This window comes from Pedobacter sp. (assembly GCF_041645105.1).
In the GTDB taxonomy this organism is placed as follows: domain Bacteria; phylum Bacteroidota; class Bacteroidia; order Sphingobacteriales; family Sphingobacteriaceae; genus Pedobacter.
In genome coordinates, this window is sequence record NZ_JBAZQQ010000006.1 from 264,851 (window position 1) to 280,137 (window position 15,287).

General features: G+C 37.5%; 11 protein-coding genes. 8 read left to right on the top strand and 3 right to left on the bottom strand.

Translation table 11 applies throughout. The features are described 5' to 3' along the window. Position 1: 1 nt before the first annotated feature. From WC623_RS19515 to WC623_RS19525, 3 genes are all read left to right on the top strand, one after another. A complete protein-coding gene (locus WC623_RS19515; protein WP_372854225.1) occupies positions 2-1,792 on the top strand; it encodes an acyl-CoA dehydrogenase family protein in 1,791 nt (596 codons plus the stop codon). Positions 1,793-2,029: 237 nt separating this feature from the next. Then, complete coding sequence (locus WC623_RS19520; RefSeq protein ID WP_372854227.1) at positions 2,030-2,521, top strand: FKBP-type peptidyl-prolyl cis-trans isomerase; 492 nt, start codon at positions 2,030-2,032, stop codon at positions 2,519-2,521. Beyond that, positions 2,518-3,417: an FKBP-type peptidyl-prolyl cis-trans isomerase gene (locus WC623_RS19525; protein ID WP_372854229.1), complete on the top strand. Its 900-nt coding sequence runs from the start codon at positions 2,518-2,520 to the stop codon at positions 3,415-3,417. The genes WC623_RS19520 and WC623_RS19525 overlap by 4 nt, the downstream gene beginning before the upstream one ends. Before the next feature lie 6 nt (positions 3,418-3,423). On the opposite strand, the gene WC623_RS19530 is transcribed toward WC623_RS19525, so the two are convergent. Continuing rightward, positions 3,424-4,329: a TIGR01777 family oxidoreductase gene (locus WC623_RS19530; protein WP_372854231.1), complete on the bottom strand. Its 906-nt coding sequence runs from the start codon at positions 4,327-4,329 to the stop codon at positions 3,424-3,426. 167 nt (positions 4,330-4,496) lie between these two features. On the opposite strand from WC623_RS19530, the gene WC623_RS19535 reads away from it, so the two are divergent. The 5 genes from WC623_RS19535 to WC623_RS19555 all read left to right on the top strand — a co-directional run bounded on the left by WC623_RS19535 (position 4,497) and on the right by WC623_RS19555 (position 11,663). Continuing rightward, positions 4,497-5,783: a DASH family cryptochrome gene (locus tag WC623_RS19535; RefSeq protein WP_372854233.1), complete on the top strand. Its 1,287-nt coding sequence runs from the start codon at positions 4,497-4,499 to the stop codon at positions 5,781-5,783. Positions 5,784-5,873: 90 nt separating this feature from the next. Further along, complete coding sequence (locus WC623_RS19540) at positions 5,874-6,752, top strand: MerR family transcriptional regulator (protein ID WP_372854235.1); 879 nt, start codon at positions 5,874-5,876, stop codon at positions 6,750-6,752. A gap of 66 nt (positions 6,753-6,818) precedes the next feature. Beyond that, entirely contained in the window at positions 6,819-9,614 is a 2,796-nt protein-coding gene (locus WC623_RS19545; RefSeq protein WP_372854237.1) for a 2-oxoglutarate dehydrogenase E1 component, read from the top strand. A 20-nt stretch (positions 9,615-9,634) separates the two neighbouring features. Further along, positions 9,635-10,864 carry a 2-oxoglutarate dehydrogenase complex dihydrolipoyllysine-residue succinyltransferase gene (odhB, locus tag WC623_RS19550; RefSeq protein WP_372854239.1) on the top strand — a complete coding sequence of 410 codons (1,230 nt, stop codon included), beginning with the start codon at positions 9,635-9,637 and terminating at the stop codon, positions 10,862-10,864. A gap of 100 nt (positions 10,865-10,964) precedes the next feature. After that, the gene (locus tag WC623_RS19555) at positions 10,965-11,663 is read left to right on the top strand and encodes a DUF2490 domain-containing protein (RefSeq protein WP_372854241.1); all 699 of its coding nucleotides are present in this window, start codon (positions 10,965-10,967) and stop codon (positions 11,661-11,663) included. Here WC623_RS19555 and WC623_RS19560 read toward each other — a convergent pair. Continuing rightward, positions 11,660-13,333, bottom strand: a complete 1,674-nt coding sequence (locus WC623_RS19560; RefSeq protein WP_372854243.1) for a M1 family metallopeptidase — start codon at positions 13,331-13,333, stop codon at positions 11,660-11,662. The two genes, WC623_RS19555 and WC623_RS19560, sit on opposite strands and share 4 nt — an antisense overlap. After that, entirely contained in the window at positions 13,333-15,210 is a 1,878-nt protein-coding gene (locus tag WC623_RS19565; RefSeq protein WP_372854245.1) for a CocE/NonD family hydrolase, read from the bottom strand. Before WC623_RS19565 ends, WC623_RS19560 begins: the two co-directional genes overlap by 1 nt. Between the last annotated feature and the right edge of the window lie 77 nt (positions 15,211-15,287).

A 15,287-nucleotide genomic window follows, 5' to 3' on the forward strand; every position in this document is an offset into this window, starting at 1 on the left:
AATGGAAGCTACAGATAAAAAAGCGATTAAAGGTGGCGAGTTTTTGATAACAGAAACCACTTATCAGGATGTATTTATTCCTGAGGAATTTGATGAAGAACAATTAATGATTGCGCAGACCTGCCGGGACTTTCTGGTAGCGGAAGTATATCCTAATTTAGACCGTATAGATACACAAGAAGAAGGATTGATGCCTTCATTGATGGACAAAGCAGGAGACTTGGGGATTCTGGGTGTTTCCATTCCAGAAGTGTATGGTGGATTTGGAAAGAACTTTAATACTTCAATGTTGGTTGCTGATGTAATTGGTGCAGGACATTCTTTTGCTGTGGCCCTATCGGCACATACTGGAATTGGAACTTTACCAATTTTATATTACGGGACTGAGGAGCAAAAAAGCAAATATATCCCTAAGTTAGGGACAGGGGAGTGGAAAGCTGCTTATTGTTTGACCGAGCCAAACTCAGGTTCAGACGCTAATTCCGGAAAGACAAAAGCTAAATTGTCTGAAGATGGTAAACATTATGTGATCAATGGTCAGAAAATGTGGATTACCAACGGCGGATTTGCGGATATTTTTATTGTGTTTGCAAAGATTGATGATGATGCTAATCTGACTGCTTTTATAGTAGAGCGTGGATTTGGTGGTATTACGATGAATCCGGAAGAACATAAAATGGGGATCAAGGGTTCTTCAACGAGGCAGGTGTTTTTTAATGACTGCCATGTGCCGGTAGAGAATATGCTTTCTGATCGTCAGAATGGTTTTAAAATGGCCGTTAACATTCTAAATATTGGTAGAATTAAGTTAGCCGCTGCTGCTATTGGCGCATCGAAATCTGTAATTGATACTGCAGTAAATTATTCGAATGAACGGGTTCAATTTGATCGTCAAATTTCTAAGTATGGGGCTATCAGGTATAAGCTTGCGGAAATGGCGACTAAGGTCTATGCTGTTGAATCTGCCAACTACCGAGCTGGTCAGAATATTGACGATGCATTTGATGCATTGGTAGCAGGAGGGATGGATGAAGGCAAGGCTAAATTGAAATCAACAGAGCAGTTTGCTGTCGAATGTGCAATTTTGAAAGTATGGGGTTCTGAAGCTTTGGATTATGTTGTTGATGAAGGTGTACAGATTTATGGTGGTATGGGCTTCTCAGCCGATGCGCCAATGGATCGTGCTTACCGTGATGCAAGAATCAACAGGATTTTTGAAGGTACAAACGAAATCAATAGGCTGCTTACGGTGGATATGATGTTGAAGCGTGCGATGAAAGGGGAACTTGATTTGATGACGCCAGCAGCTGCTGTTGCTGCGGAATTGATGTCGATTCCGGAATTTGGTGAGGAAGATGATACGCTGTTTGCGGCGGAAAAGAAGATCATTAAAAACCTGAAAAAGGCAACACTTATGGTTGCTGGGGCGGCTGTCCAGAAGTTAATGATGAGCTTATCAAAGGAGCAAGAGATATTGATGAATATTGCAGATATGGCGAGTTATGTGTATGTGGCTGAATCTGCTATGTTAAGAACGGAAAAGTTGGTAAGTATGCGTGGAGAGGAAGCTTGCGAGGGACAACTGAATATGATGCGTATTTATTTTGTTGAAGCAGTAGATGCAGTTCAGAAAGCGGGTAAAGAAGCACTATGGGCATTTGCGGAGGGTGATGAGCAAAGGATGATGATGGTAGGTTTAAGAAGATTTACCAAAATGGAGGCATTTAATGTAAAAGATGCAAGGCAAAAAGTGGCACAGCAATTGATTAATGCTAATAAGTATTGTTACTAATATTCTATAAAGAAACGATTCATAATTAAAACTGGAAGGCCCGTAATCAATTTGATTACGGGTTTTTTATGGAATCATATTTTACTCTAATAGATTATTGAGGGGGCTGCTTCATCGATCTTTTACCCATAATTAAATGATGCAAACTGTTACAAGTTTAGAAGAAAGACTATATGGAAATTGTTAAAATTGGTTAAAAATTGCGCCATCGGCAATAAAAGACTATTTTTGTGAATTATGTTAAAAACCACTGGCTTGTTGGGCTTTTTTATGATAGCAGTAGCTTTTGTTGCCTGCGAGAAAGAAGTACCCTATGATGGGGTAAAGCAATTGGAGATTGACGACGCTATTATCGTTAAGTATATGGCGGACAGTAGTGTGACGGCGACTAAACACAGTTCAGGTTTGTATTATAATATCATCAAATCAGGAGCAGGAAATCAAGTTGTTCAGACAGATACAGTGTATAGTAATTATACTTTAAAAATTTTAAAAGACTCGGTTTTGTTGAGTAGAAGTGTCGATAGTACGTTTAAGTTTATGCTTCCCGGATACATCGAAGGATGGAAGACTGGAGTTAGCTTAATTAGACCTGGAGGATTGATCAGGTTACTGATTCCTTCAACACTGGCTTATCAGCAAAGAGCGATTACTTCACCAAGAATACCACCAAATTCAATATTAGATATTACCTTAGAAATAGTTTCTGTAAATAAAAACCCCAAATGATTAAAAATTTATCATTATATACTATTGCCTTGTTAGGCTGTTTAGTGCTGTTCAATTCATGTGAAAAAGAGTATGAAACTATTGACGCTTTAGATAAGCGTCAGATAGCGGAGTATATTAAAAATAATAACCTAACAGGGGGAGTGGATACATTGGGATATCATTATAAGATTCTTGATAAAGGGACAGGTGGAGCTGTTGATAGAACCGATTCTGTATTCTATACTTATGATTTTAAACATGCTAGTGGTGCTTCATTTTTTAAGAATTCAGATTACCAGATTCCACGTAATTTCTTAGGTTATACCGATAGATTTGGTTTTAAGGATATTCCAGCTGTTAGACTTACACTTTCTAAACTTCAAAAAGGTGGAACAGCAAGAGTTATTTTACCTTCAAGTATGGCATTTGGTAAAAATGGCAATAAAACATTTGGAGTAGAATCTAATGAGATTATCGTAATCGATTTAGCCTTGCTTACTCAGAAAAACTGGGTAGAAATGGATAATTATTTGTTGGATAAGTTTGTTGCAGCAAAAGGTTTAAATCCAGTAACAGATCCAAGCAGAGTTCGTTATATCATTTCTGCTGAAGGTACAGGTAAAGGGGATGTTAAGCCAACTTCCAAAGTAAAGGTAAAGTATACCGGAAGATTACTTGATGGGTCTGTATTTGATTCGAGTACTGACGGTGTTGAGTTTCTGCTTGATGGTGTAATTAAAGGATGGACAGAAGTTATTCCAGGTAAAATTGGAGTAGGTGGTAAAATAAGACTTCTGATTCCTTCTGATTTAGGTTATGGACAGACAGCTCAAAGAGATGGAAACGGAAATGTGAGTATTCCAGCAAACGCAATTCTTGATTTTGATATTGAGATTGTTAGTGTTACTAACTGATATGTATTAGTCATAAATGTCGGATAATGCATCCTCTAGACGGGTAAACTGAAATTTAAAATCTGTTGATAATAGTTTTTGAGCTGAGGTATTTGTACTGATGAAAATTACCTCACTCATTTCTCCCAGGATTAACTTGAGTATCGTTTCTGGTACGTTCAAAGGCCATACCGGACGACGAAGTTTATGAGCAATAGATTTTGTTAGAGTTAAATTAGTGACCGGAAATGGAGCACAGGCATTGTAGGCTCCATGGAATCTTGGGTTTTCTACTGCATTTATAAACATAGAAACAATGTCGTCAATATGTACCCATGGTATCCATTGTTTACCTGTTCCCAAAGCTGCCCCTGCAAAGAATTTTATCGGTTTTTCTAAAGATGGCAAGGCTCCTTCTCCTTTGGCAAGTATAAAGCCAATTCTGAATTTTACTATCCTCAAGCTAAGTGATTTGCCTTGATCGACGGCATTTTCCCAACGTTTGCAACACTCTGCTAAAAAGCCAAAGCCTGCAGCAGAATCTTCTGTCAGAATTTCCTCGCCGCAATCGCCATAATATCCCACTGCCGAAGCAGATAGGAAATTCTTAATATTGGCATTGCTCTCTTTTATTGTTTTGTATAATAACTGGGTCGATAATACTCTGCTATTAATAATTTGTTGTTTGCGCTTTTCTGTCCACTTTTTTGACGCAATATTTTCTCCAGCCAGATGAATGATGGTGTCGGTATCTGACATACATTTGGGGTCAATATGGCCCTGATCAACATCCCAGATATATGATTTTACTCCATAAATATTTACCTTGTTTCGGGAGAGAATGGAGATAGTATGTCCAGCCTTTTGTAAAGAATGGATTAATTTTCGTCCAATCATTCCTGTAGCACCTGTAATCAAAATCTTCTTATTCATGTATTGGCCCCCTTATTTCTCTAAATTATCTTTTTATCGTAAAGGTTTTGTTCTGCTTATGTAAATATTGGCTGTTATATTAGTATTAAGATTAAAAATGCCATAATTTTGAGTTTGTCGCAAAAAACTTTTCAAACCTCGTAGTCATTAAGAGACAGTAATATATAATGAAAAACAAAAAAATATTAGTTTGGTTTAGAAATGATCTCCGCTTGCATGATAATGAAATGTTAGTTGAAGCTATCGCTAAATCTGACAGTATTTTGCCAGTTTACTTTTTTGATCCTCGTTATTTTGATGATACCAGATTTGGCACAGCTAAGACCGGTATTTTTAGAGCTGAGTTTTTAAGAGGTAGTTTGAAATCATTAAGAACTGCATTTCGTAAAATGGGAGGAGATATTCTTTTTGTTCAAGGAAGACCTGAAGATCATTTAAAGGAATTGGTTGAACGTTTTGATATTGCTGAAGTATATCATCATCGTGAAGTTGCACCAGAAGAGACGCTTATTTCCGACAATGTAGAAGACCTATTGTGGACTCTTAAAGTTAATTTGAGACACTTTATTGGGCATACGCTTTATAATAAAGAAGACCTTCCTTTTCCTATAAAAGATATTCCAGATATCTTTTCTCAGTTTAAAAAGAAAACAGAAAGAGATGCCATTGTAAAGTCTTGTTTTTCATCACCTGAAAGTATTGCTTTCGTTGAGAATGAGGAATGGGGTGAGGTCCCTTCCTTAGAGGAATTAGGATTCGTGTTAAATGGCAATGAAAATTTTAAAGGTTATCCTGAGGGTGGAGAAGAGGCTGGATTACAACACTTGAAGTCATTATTTGCTGTTGGTTCAGCTATCTATCTGAAAAATGCCAAGACCAATATAGACAAAGCTGGGTTTTCATCACAGTTGTCGGCCTGGTTGGCTTTAGGTTGTTTGTCACCTAGAATGGTTTACTGGCAAGTTAAAGAAGCTGAAAGTAAATTCGGAACAAATATTCATTTTAACCAAATTCTATTAGGGCTATTGTGGAGAGACTATTTTAGGTTTATGTTTAAAAAACATGGTATTGCTTTCTTTCAGGAAGAAAAATTGGAGAATGAAGTTCTTTATGCAGCAGTTGGGGGTGAGGAGTTGGATAACTGGAAGTTGGGTAAAACAGGGAATTCTGTAGTAGATAAGTACATGTTTGATTTGAATACAACTGGATTTATTCCTCATATTGGTCGACAGCTTGTAGCTACTTATCTGATTCACATACAGAGAATTCACTGGACATGTGGTGCGGCTTATTTTGAAGAAAAGCTAATAGATTATGCTGCGGCCAGTAACTGGGGTAATTGGGCAAGTATTGCCGGTCTGACTAAAGATGTCAAGTCCAAAAATGGCGTTGATTTAAATAAACAATTTAAAATTTTAGAGGTTGAAGTTCCGGATCAACCTTCTTTTGCTTGATAGTAATAGCTCTACATTTTGATTTTGATGAAAAGTTAAACAAATTTGTATTTTAAACAAAGTTGTTTAAGTTTTGTTGTTATAATCAAGGTGAAAAAATATTCGATCAGCGATATAGAGGCCCTTATAGGCATTAAAGCTCATACCATCAGGGCTTGGGAAACAAGGTATAATCTTGTTCCCCCAAAACGGACGCCTACCAATATCAGGTATTATGATGAGGAAGACTTAAAAATGCTATTGAATATAGTTGCATTGAATGAGAATGGCTATAAGATCAGCAGAATTTCCAAACTAAGTAAACAACAGATGATAGATCTGGTGGTACAGCTCAATTCTAAATGGGATAATGACGCTGTTCAGGTATTGAATCTTTCCAAAGCCACATTGCAATACAATGAAAAAGCTTTCTCTTCTATTCTTTCTGGTTGCATTAAAACAATGGGCTTGGTTAAAACGATGGACATTGTTTTATTCCCTTTTATGAAACGAATAGGAATGCTTTGGCAAACTGGAACTATTGATCCCTCGCAGGAACATTTTGCTGCTAATCTGATTAGAGATAGGATGATTGTTGAGATTGATAAGGTTAAAAAGCCTGAAATTGAAAAGCCATTACGCTTTGTGCTGTTTTTACCAGAAGGGGAGATGCATGAAACAGGTCTGTTGTTTGCGAGGTATTTACTTAAGAGTTGTGGGCATGATGCCCTTTATTTAGGGGGGGAAGTCCCTTATCCAGACCTTAAAAAGGTTATCCACTCTTATAAACCCGACTATATGTTTGTTGTTTTAACCTCATTAAATATAGGAAAAGACATTAATAAAATCATTGCTAAAGTATTGGATTATGTAGATGTTCCAGTTCTTGTTGCAGGAAGCTTGATCTCCGAATTTGATGTTCTTGTAAATGATCGGCTTACCCCTTTGAAGAATGTATGTCAAATGGTAGATTTTCTTGAAGAATTATAAAGAATCTTGCCTTTATTATGAGGTAAAATCCTAATTTTGCAACACTTATAGCATATTTAAACCATAATGGATAATTTATCTTATCTCAACGGCGCAAACGCCGAATACGTAGACTCGTTATACCAATCTTATAAAGAAGATGCAAACTCAGTTGAATTTGGATGGCAGAAGTTTTTTGAAGGCTTTGACTTTGGAAAAGGTGCTTCTGGAGCTCCTGTTAGTGCTGAAGCTCCGGAACATTTCCTAAAGGAGGTTAATGTGTTAAACATGATCAATGGCTATCGCCAACGGGGTCATTTATTTACACATACCAACCCGGTTAGAGAAAGACGTCAGCATTTACCTACACTTGATCTTGAGAATTTTGGTCTGGCTCAATCTGATCTTGATACTGTTTTTAACGCAAGTGTGGAGCTTGGAATTGGTGCAGCTAAATTAAGTGACATCATCACTGTCCTGAAGCAAACTTACTGTAGTTCGATCGGGGTTGAATATAAATATTTACGTACGCCTGAAGTCCTTTCCTGGTTAGAGGATAAAATGGAAAGCACGCGTAATACGGAAGACTTCTCTATTGAAGAGAAGACTCGTATTTTAAAGAAGCTGAACGAGGCTGTTAGTTTTGAGAATTTCCTGGGAACTAAATTCCTTGGTCAGAAGAGATTTTCATTGGAAGGTGCTGAAGCGCTGATCCCTGCTCTGGATTCAGTAATTGAGAAAGGTGCAGAGCTTGGTATTGAAGAATTTGTACTTGGTATGGCGCATAGAGGACGTTTAAATGTTCTGGCCAATATCATGCAGAAATCTTATAAAGAGATTTTTGCTGAGTTTGAAGGTAAAGGCTATAGTGCTGAATCTCCATTTGGAGGGGACGTAAAATACCACCTTGGTTACTCTACGGACGTAACTACAAATGATGGTAAGAATGTTCACTTGAGTCTTTGTCCTAATCCTTCGCACCTGGAAACAGTAAACGGAGTGGTTGAAGGTATGACCAGGTCTAAGATCGACTTTAAATATGGTGGTGATAATGCTCGTATTGCACCGATCCTGATCCATGGTGATGCTTCTGTTGCCGGACAAGGTATTGTCTACGAGGTAATTCAAATGGCTGGTCTTGATGGTTATAAAACCGGAGGTACCATTCACCTGATTATTAATAACCAGGTTGGTTTTACAACGAACTTTAAAGATGCAAGAACCAGTACTTATTGTACTGATATCGCTAAAGTTACTTTATCACCAGTGTTTCATGTGAACGGGGATGATGTAGAAGCTTTGGTATATGCCATTAACCTGGCTATGGAATATCGTCAGAAATACAGAAATGACGTATTTATTGATATTTTATGTTACCGTAGGTTTGGACACAATGAATCGGATGAACCTAAATTCACTCAACCTTTATTATATAAAGCAATAGAGAAACACCCAAATTCAAGAGACATTTATATAGACCAATTGGTTAAGGAAGGCTCTATTGAGGCAGGTTTTGCAAAAGATATGGAAAAAGAATTCCGTGGCTATTTGCAGGAACGTTTGAATGAAGCGAAAGCATTGACCTCAACTTATCAGGATGTGAAGTTTGGTGGTGCATGGGCAGATATGCGCATTGCTACACCGAAAGATTTTGAAAGCTCGCCAGTAACATCAGTTAAAGAAAGTACTTTACTGGAAATTGCAAAAAGAATCAGCACCTTACCTTCTAATAAGAAGTTCTTTAAGAAAATTGAAAAACTTTTTGAAGAGCGTAGCAAGATGGCAAATACTACACATGTTTTTGACTGGGCTATGGGTGAGCAACTTGCATATGGAACTTTACTTGCCGAAGGTAAGAGAGTTCGTTTAAGTGGACAAGATGTGGAACGTGGAACTTTTTCACACCGCCATGCTGTAATTAAGTTAGAAGATTCGGAAGAAGAATATATCCCGTTGGCTAATTTATCTGATCAACAGGCTCCGTTCGATATTTACAATTCACATTTATCAGAATATGGTGTTTTAGGTTTTGAGTATGGTTATGCCATGGCCAATCCGAATGCCTTAACAATCTGGGAAGCTCAGTTCGGAGATTTCTTTAATGGAGCTCAAATTGTAGTTGATCAGTATATTGCCAGTGCAGAAACAAAATGGCAACGTGAAAATGGCTTGGTAATGTTATTACCTCATGGTTATGAAGGACAAGGTCCTGAGCACTCATCTGCAAGGATTGAGCGTTTTATGGAGCTTTGCGCAGACTATAACATGCAGGTTGCAAATTGCACTACTCCTGCAAACTTCTTCCATTCTTTACGCAGACAATTTAAACGTGATTTTAGAAAACCATTAGTTGTATTTACACCTAAGAGTTTATTACGTCATCCACAATGTGTATCACCACTAGTTGATTTTACTGAAGGTAAATTCCAGGAGATTATTGATGATGCTAATGTTAAACCGGCAGCGGTTAAGAGAGTATTATTCTGTAGTGGTAAGATTTATTATGAGTTGTTAGAGAAACAACAAAAAGATCAGATTAAGGATGTAGCTATAGTTCGTTTAGAGCAATTGTATCCTTTACCTGTTGAACAAATGGAAGCTGTATACAAAAAATATAAAAATGCTAAAGAAGCCGTTTGGGTTCAGGAAGAGCCTGAAAACATGGGGGCATGGCCATATTTGTTGCGCAAATTGAGAAAAACTATTTTTGGTGACATAGAATTGGTTTCAAGAAAAGAGAGCAGCAGTACAGCTACTGGATTTGCGAAGCAACACGCCGATCAACAGGCATATATATTAGCCAAAGCATTTGAAATGGCTGTTACAGCGCAAGAAAAGAATATTGCGAATAAGTCTGTGAGTAAAGTATTTAATGTAGATTAGAAAAATATAATACACCTGTTATGAGTATAGAAATAAAAGTTCCGCCTGTAGGCGAGTCGATAACTGAAGTTGTTTTATCACGTTGGGTGAAAAATGATGGCGATGTGGTAGAAATGGATGAAGTGATAGCAGAACTAGAGTCTGATAAAGCAACATTTGAACTTACTGCTGAGCAAGCTGGAACTTTAAAAACAGTAGCTGCTGAAGGTGATACTTTAGCGATAGGTGCTGTAGTTTGTAAAATTGAAGATGGTGGTGCCGCTCCAAAAGCTAAGGAAGAGGCTGCTCCTGCTGCTGAAAAACCAGCTGTTGCAGATAAAACCGCTGCTCCTGTAGCAGAAAAATCTGGAGAGAGCTATGCTACTGGTACACCTTCACCTTCTGCAGGTAAAATTCTTGCTGAAAAAGGTGTTGACCCTACTGGTGTCAAAGGAACTGGTGTTGATGGCAGAATTACAAAAGAAGATGCCGTGAATGCTCAGAAAACAGCTGCTCCGGCTGCTAAAGCTGAAGCTCCTAAATCAACAGTTGCCGCTCCTGTTGCAGGTTCAAGAAACGAGCGTAGAGAAAAAATGTCTCCATTACGTAAGACAGTAGCTAAACGTTTGGTTACTGTTAAAAATGAAACGGCCATGTTAACTACTTTTAACGAAGTAAACATGAAGCCCATAATGGATTTACGTGGTAAATATAAAGATCAGTTTAAGGAGAAATTCGGTGTAGGCTTAGGCTTCATGAGTTTCTTTACTAAAGCTGTGTGCGAGGCCCTTAAGGATTTCCCTGCTGTAAATGCACGTATTGATGGTGAGTCAGTTGTTTACAATGATTTTGCTGATATTTCAATTGCTGTTTCTGCACCTAAAGGATTGGTTGTTCCAATTATCAGAAATGCGGAAAGTATGAGCCTTGCTCAGATTGAAAAGACTGTAATTGAATTGGCAACTAAAGCTCGTGATAGCAAATTGACAATCGAGGAAATGACAGGGGGAACCTTTACAATCACCAATGGTGGTGTTTTTGGTTCAATGATGTCTACTCCAATTATCAATGCTCCTCAATCGGCGATTTTAGGTATGCACAATATCATCGAGCGTCCAATTGCTGAGAAAGGTGAAGTTGTGATTCGTCCGATGATGTATGTTGCCTTGTCTTATGATCATAGAATCATTGACGGAAGAGAGTCTGTAGGCTTCCTGGTTAGGGTTAAACAATTATTGGAAGATCCGGCTAGATTGCTTTTAGGCGTGTAATATTGTAAAATATTCAATATATAAAGGCTCCGGAGTATATCTGGAGCCTTTTTTTTGACATTAGTTTTTTATTTTAGGCATTTGACCCGATCCTAAACATATGAAACATTTAATCTTTACATTTTTCTTTTCGCTTTTTATGCTGAATAGCTTTTCCCAGCATGTAAATCAAAACTCCGGATGGCTTATGTTGTTAAATGGAACAAAATTTAATGATAAATGGGGATTACATCTTGATGTACAGCTAAGGACAGCAAATGATTGGGATGGTATTAGGAATGTTTTGTTCAGGCCAGGAGTAACCTATTATATAAATAAGAACAGTAATGCTACTACAGGATATTTGCTGACAAATACTTATCTAAAACAGAATGATGTAAGTAATACCTTGATAGAACACCGCATCTGGGAACAATATATTTATACGCATAGAATTAATCCTGTGTATGCGCAACATCGTTTCCGATTGGAGCAACGTTTTATAGAGACAGTGGGTGGAGATGTTTTTTCTCAAAGGTTCAGGTATTTTTTTAGAGTGATTCTCCCTGTTCTTGATCAACAAGAATCATTTACAGAAGGCCCTTTTGTAGCTTTGCAGAATGAATTGTTTTTTAACGTTCAAAACAAGGACCAGTTAAATGGGAAGTTGTTTGATCAAAATCGTGCATATGGTGCTGGTGGATATCGATTTAACAAAAGTTTTGATATAGAAGTAGGATACCTAAATCAATATCTTAAAGGACGTTCGAACAACACTATTAATCATGCAGTCCAATTAGCATTCTATACCAGGTTTTAAATGGCTTGTTTAATGTTAATGTAAAAGTTCGGATCTGTTTTAAATGATCTATTGCTAATTGATTTATCGATGATAATGCTTTTCCAATTGGTAGATGGTGTAATAAAGCTAAAGCTACCTGGCTTGAGTGTTACTTTTACTGGCATATCAAAGTCTTTTACATCAGCAATCCATCGGTATTTAAGAAGGCCATTTTTGATTTGATATTCCAGTGTTGGGATTTTTGTCTTACGTAGATACTGATTAAAAACTTTGTTTAGAGTTAATCCGCTATGTTTGCTGATATAATCTTCAACTTCCTGACCTGTAGCTGTACTATGGTAAAAAGTCTTGTTCAGACCACGTAGTATGCTCCGGAATTTTTCATCATTATTGATAAGTTGTCTGATGATATGAATAAGATTTGCACCTTTATAATACATGTCTCCTGAGCCTTCGTGGTTAACGTTGTAGATTCCTACAATAGGCCGGTCATTGTTGATGTTTTTTCTTATCCCTATAACATAAGAAGAGGCGGCCTCTTTTCCTGATATTGATTCTGTAAATAAAGTCTCAGAATAGCAGGTGAATGCTTCATGTACCCACATATCAGCTACATCTTTACTGGTGATATTGTTCCCGAACCATTCGTGGCCACTTTCATGGATGGTAATAAAATCAAACTTTAGTCCCCAGCCAGAGCCAGAAAGGTCGCTTCCATTGTATCCCATTTTAAAATTATTACCATAAGCGATAGCGCTTTGGTGTTCCATGCCAAGATGTGGTGCCTGGACAAGTTTATATCCATCTTCATAAAAAGGATAAGGACCAAACCAATGCTCAAATGACTTTAACATAGGCTTAACATCTGCATTCCAATGCGGTCTGGCTAAGGTACTGTCTTCTTTTAAGGACCAGTAATCTATATTTAACTTTCCTTTTTCACCAATATATTCATCTGTCCAATGCGCATATTTACCAATGTATAGGCTGACATTATAATTGTTAATGGGGTTGTTTACAAACCAGTTGTATTGAGTGTAGTTTTCGTCTATTTTTTTTATACTTCGCAGCTTTCCATTTGAAATCTCCTGAAGATCTTTAGGTACACTGATGCTGATCATCATACTATCAACCTCATCACTTTGGTGGTCTTTATTTGGCCACCAGCTGCTTGCACCTAAGCCCTGACAGGCTACCGATACCCAGGGATTACCAGATTTGTCTTTTGAAAAGATAAAGCCACCATCCCAGGGTGGGTTTTTCGCAATAACAGGTTTTCCGGAATAGAATACTGTAAAACTCTCTATTGAACCTTTTGTGATTTCATGGGGAAAGGTTATAAATACAGCATTAAACTCTCGTTTAAATGGAAGTTCGGCTCCTTTATATGTTATTTTTTCCACAATTAAATTATTAAACAGATCGAATTGAAGCTTGTTCAAGTTCTCTGTTGCAGTAAACTGGAATTCATTGCTGCCAATGATGGACTTGCTATCTATATCTACTTTAACATTAAGATGGTAATAATTGATATCATAACAGGTTCGTAAGGGCGTTAAATTGCCACGGAGACTGTCTGCTCTCGTAAAGTATTTCTTTTCCTTTAATAACTGGGCATTTCCATTTATGCTTGAAAATACCGAACTGGTTATCAAGATCAGAAACAGACTATGAACTAAGCTTCTCATTATGGTTTTAATACGGTAAGGGTTAATGCAGAAGCATTGTTTACATCATGAAATATACGGTGTGTGGCTTTTTGAAAATCAGATGGATCTGCTTCGTAAATATTCATGAATTTCTGAGGATTTCTGTCGGCCAGTGGAAACCATGAATTTTGCACCTGTACCATAATCCTGTGACCTTTTTTAAAGGTATGGGCTACATCAGGTAAGGCATAATTTACTTTGGTAACCATTCCTGGAATGAAAGGTTCAGGGTTTTCAAAGCCATTTCGGTATTTCCCCCTCATAATCTCTCCACGTACCAGCATCTGGTAGCCAGCCATAATGATATTTTGGGTGTTAGGAGAAGGGGATGGACTATCTTCCGGATATACGTCAATCAATTTCACTACATAATCAGCATCTGTACCAGTGGTAGAAACTATCAGATTTGCCATAACCGGGCCTGCCAGTGTTATGTCTTCAGTTAGCACATCTGTCTGATACACTTTTACATCAGGTCTGCTGGCAGTAAAACGCTGATCATCGATCATATATTCACGAGTTCTTTTTGTTTGTATTCCATCCTGATAAGGAACTGGACTATTAGGGTCACTTACATATTCGTCCCAGCTATCTGTTCGTTGAATTTTATCAAAACCGAGTTTTCCATTGGGTTGTAAATACAATGTTTTAGATTCTGCTTCTTTGGGCGGCCAGGCATTGAATTTTTTCCACTCATTACTGCCGGTTATAAATATGGTAGCTTCAGCAGGATTAAAAGTACCTTCACCTTTAAGATGATATTTAAAGAAAGGAAGTTCCAGATTTTCCTGGTAATAAGTACTGGTAGATTGGCCAAAATTAATATCTCCGAAGCTGTCGCCTTTGCTGCGGATCCATCCGCCATGATACCAGGGACCTGCTACAATTATATTATTCGCTCCAGGATTTTGCTTCTCAATTGATTTGTAAGTAGCAAAAGTTCCATAAGCATCTTCTGCGTCAAAAAAACCACCTACCACCATCACAGCAGGCTTTATATTGGTCAGGTGTTGTACGATACTTCTTGCCCTCCAGAATGTATCAAGATTAGGATGAGCAAATAGATTGTTCCAGAAGCGGATACTGTCTGCAAAATATTTTTCTTTGAGATTTTTAACCGAACCTGTTTCCAGATGAAATCTGTAAAGATCTTTAATAGGGTATGTAAAACCTTTTGGACCTTTATCTGGTGTAATAGGTTTTGGCCTGGGTACTCCAAAGGTACTCATAAAGCTAAAAGCATCAGTAAGAAACAAAGCGCCGTTGTGATGAAAATCATCACCAATAAACCAATCTGTAACTGGTGCTTGAGGTGATACTGCTTTTAATGCAAGATGAGCTCCAGGTAAAGCGGTGGTACTGTAAAATCCTGGGTAGGAGATTCCATAAATGCCAACTTTCCCATTGTTATTTTTTATGTTTTTGATCAACCAGTCAATGGTATCATAGGTGTCAGAACTTTCATCAATGTCCTTCTTACTTCTTTTATTAGCTATCTGTGGTCTGATATCATCAAAATTACCCTCACTCATCCATTTTCCCCTTACATCCTGATATACAAAAATAAATCCCTCTCTCATTTCCGCCGGAAAATTACCCAAACTGGTTTTATAATTTTCTTCTCCATATGGAGATACAGTATATGGTGTTCTATTAACCAGAAAAGGGTACTTTTTACTGTTGTCTTTCGGGGTATAAATGGAAGTAAAAAGCTTGACACCATCCCGCATAGTAATGCGTCTTTCTATTTTTGTATAGTTCTGTCGGACATATGCAGAGTCTGTTTGTTGCGCAAATAGGTTAGGAGCCGTAAAAAGAAATACAATTGCCAGCCATATGGATTTAACATAAGACATATAATAGTTTTTTTAGTGTATAAATATAGTATTTGGATAAGGTAAAGACTAATATTCGCTTTAGGTTTCTTAACTTT

Coding starts and splice junctions, on each gene's coding strand:
- WC623_RS19525 (WP_372854229.1), top strand. CDS start 2,518: ATGATTAAAAATTTATCATTATATACTATTGCCTTGTTAGGCTGTTTA.
- odhB (WP_372854239.1), top strand. CDS start 9,635: ATGAGTATAGAAATAAAAGTTCCGCCTGTAGGCGAGTCGATAACTGAA.
- WC623_RS19555 (WP_372854241.1), top strand. CDS start 10,965: ATGAAACATTTAATCTTTACATTTTTCTTTTCGCTTTTTATGCTGAAT.
- WC623_RS19560 (WP_372854243.1), bottom strand. CDS start 13,333: ATGAGAAGCTTAGTTCATAGTCTGTTTCTGATCTTGATAACCAGTTCG.
- WC623_RS19545 (WP_372854237.1), top strand. CDS start 6,819: ATGGATAATTTATCTTATCTCAACGGCGCAAACGCCGAATACGTAGAC.
- WC623_RS19520 (WP_372854227.1), top strand. CDS start 2,030: ATGTTAAAAACCACTGGCTTGTTGGGCTTTTTTATGATAGCAGTAGCT.
- WC623_RS19535 (WP_372854233.1), top strand. CDS start 4,497: ATGAAAAACAAAAAAATATTAGTTTGGTTTAGAAATGATCTCCGCTTG.
- WC623_RS19515 (WP_372854225.1), top strand. CDS start 2: ATGGAAGCTACAGATAAAAAAGCGATTAAAGGTGGCGAGTTTTTGATA.
- WC623_RS19565 (WP_372854245.1), bottom strand. CDS start 15,210: ATGTCTTATGTTAAATCCATATGGCTGGCAATTGTATTTCTTTTTACG.
- WC623_RS19530 (WP_372854231.1), bottom strand. CDS start 4,329: ATGAATAAGAAGATTTTGATTACAGGTGCTACAGGAATGATTGGACGA.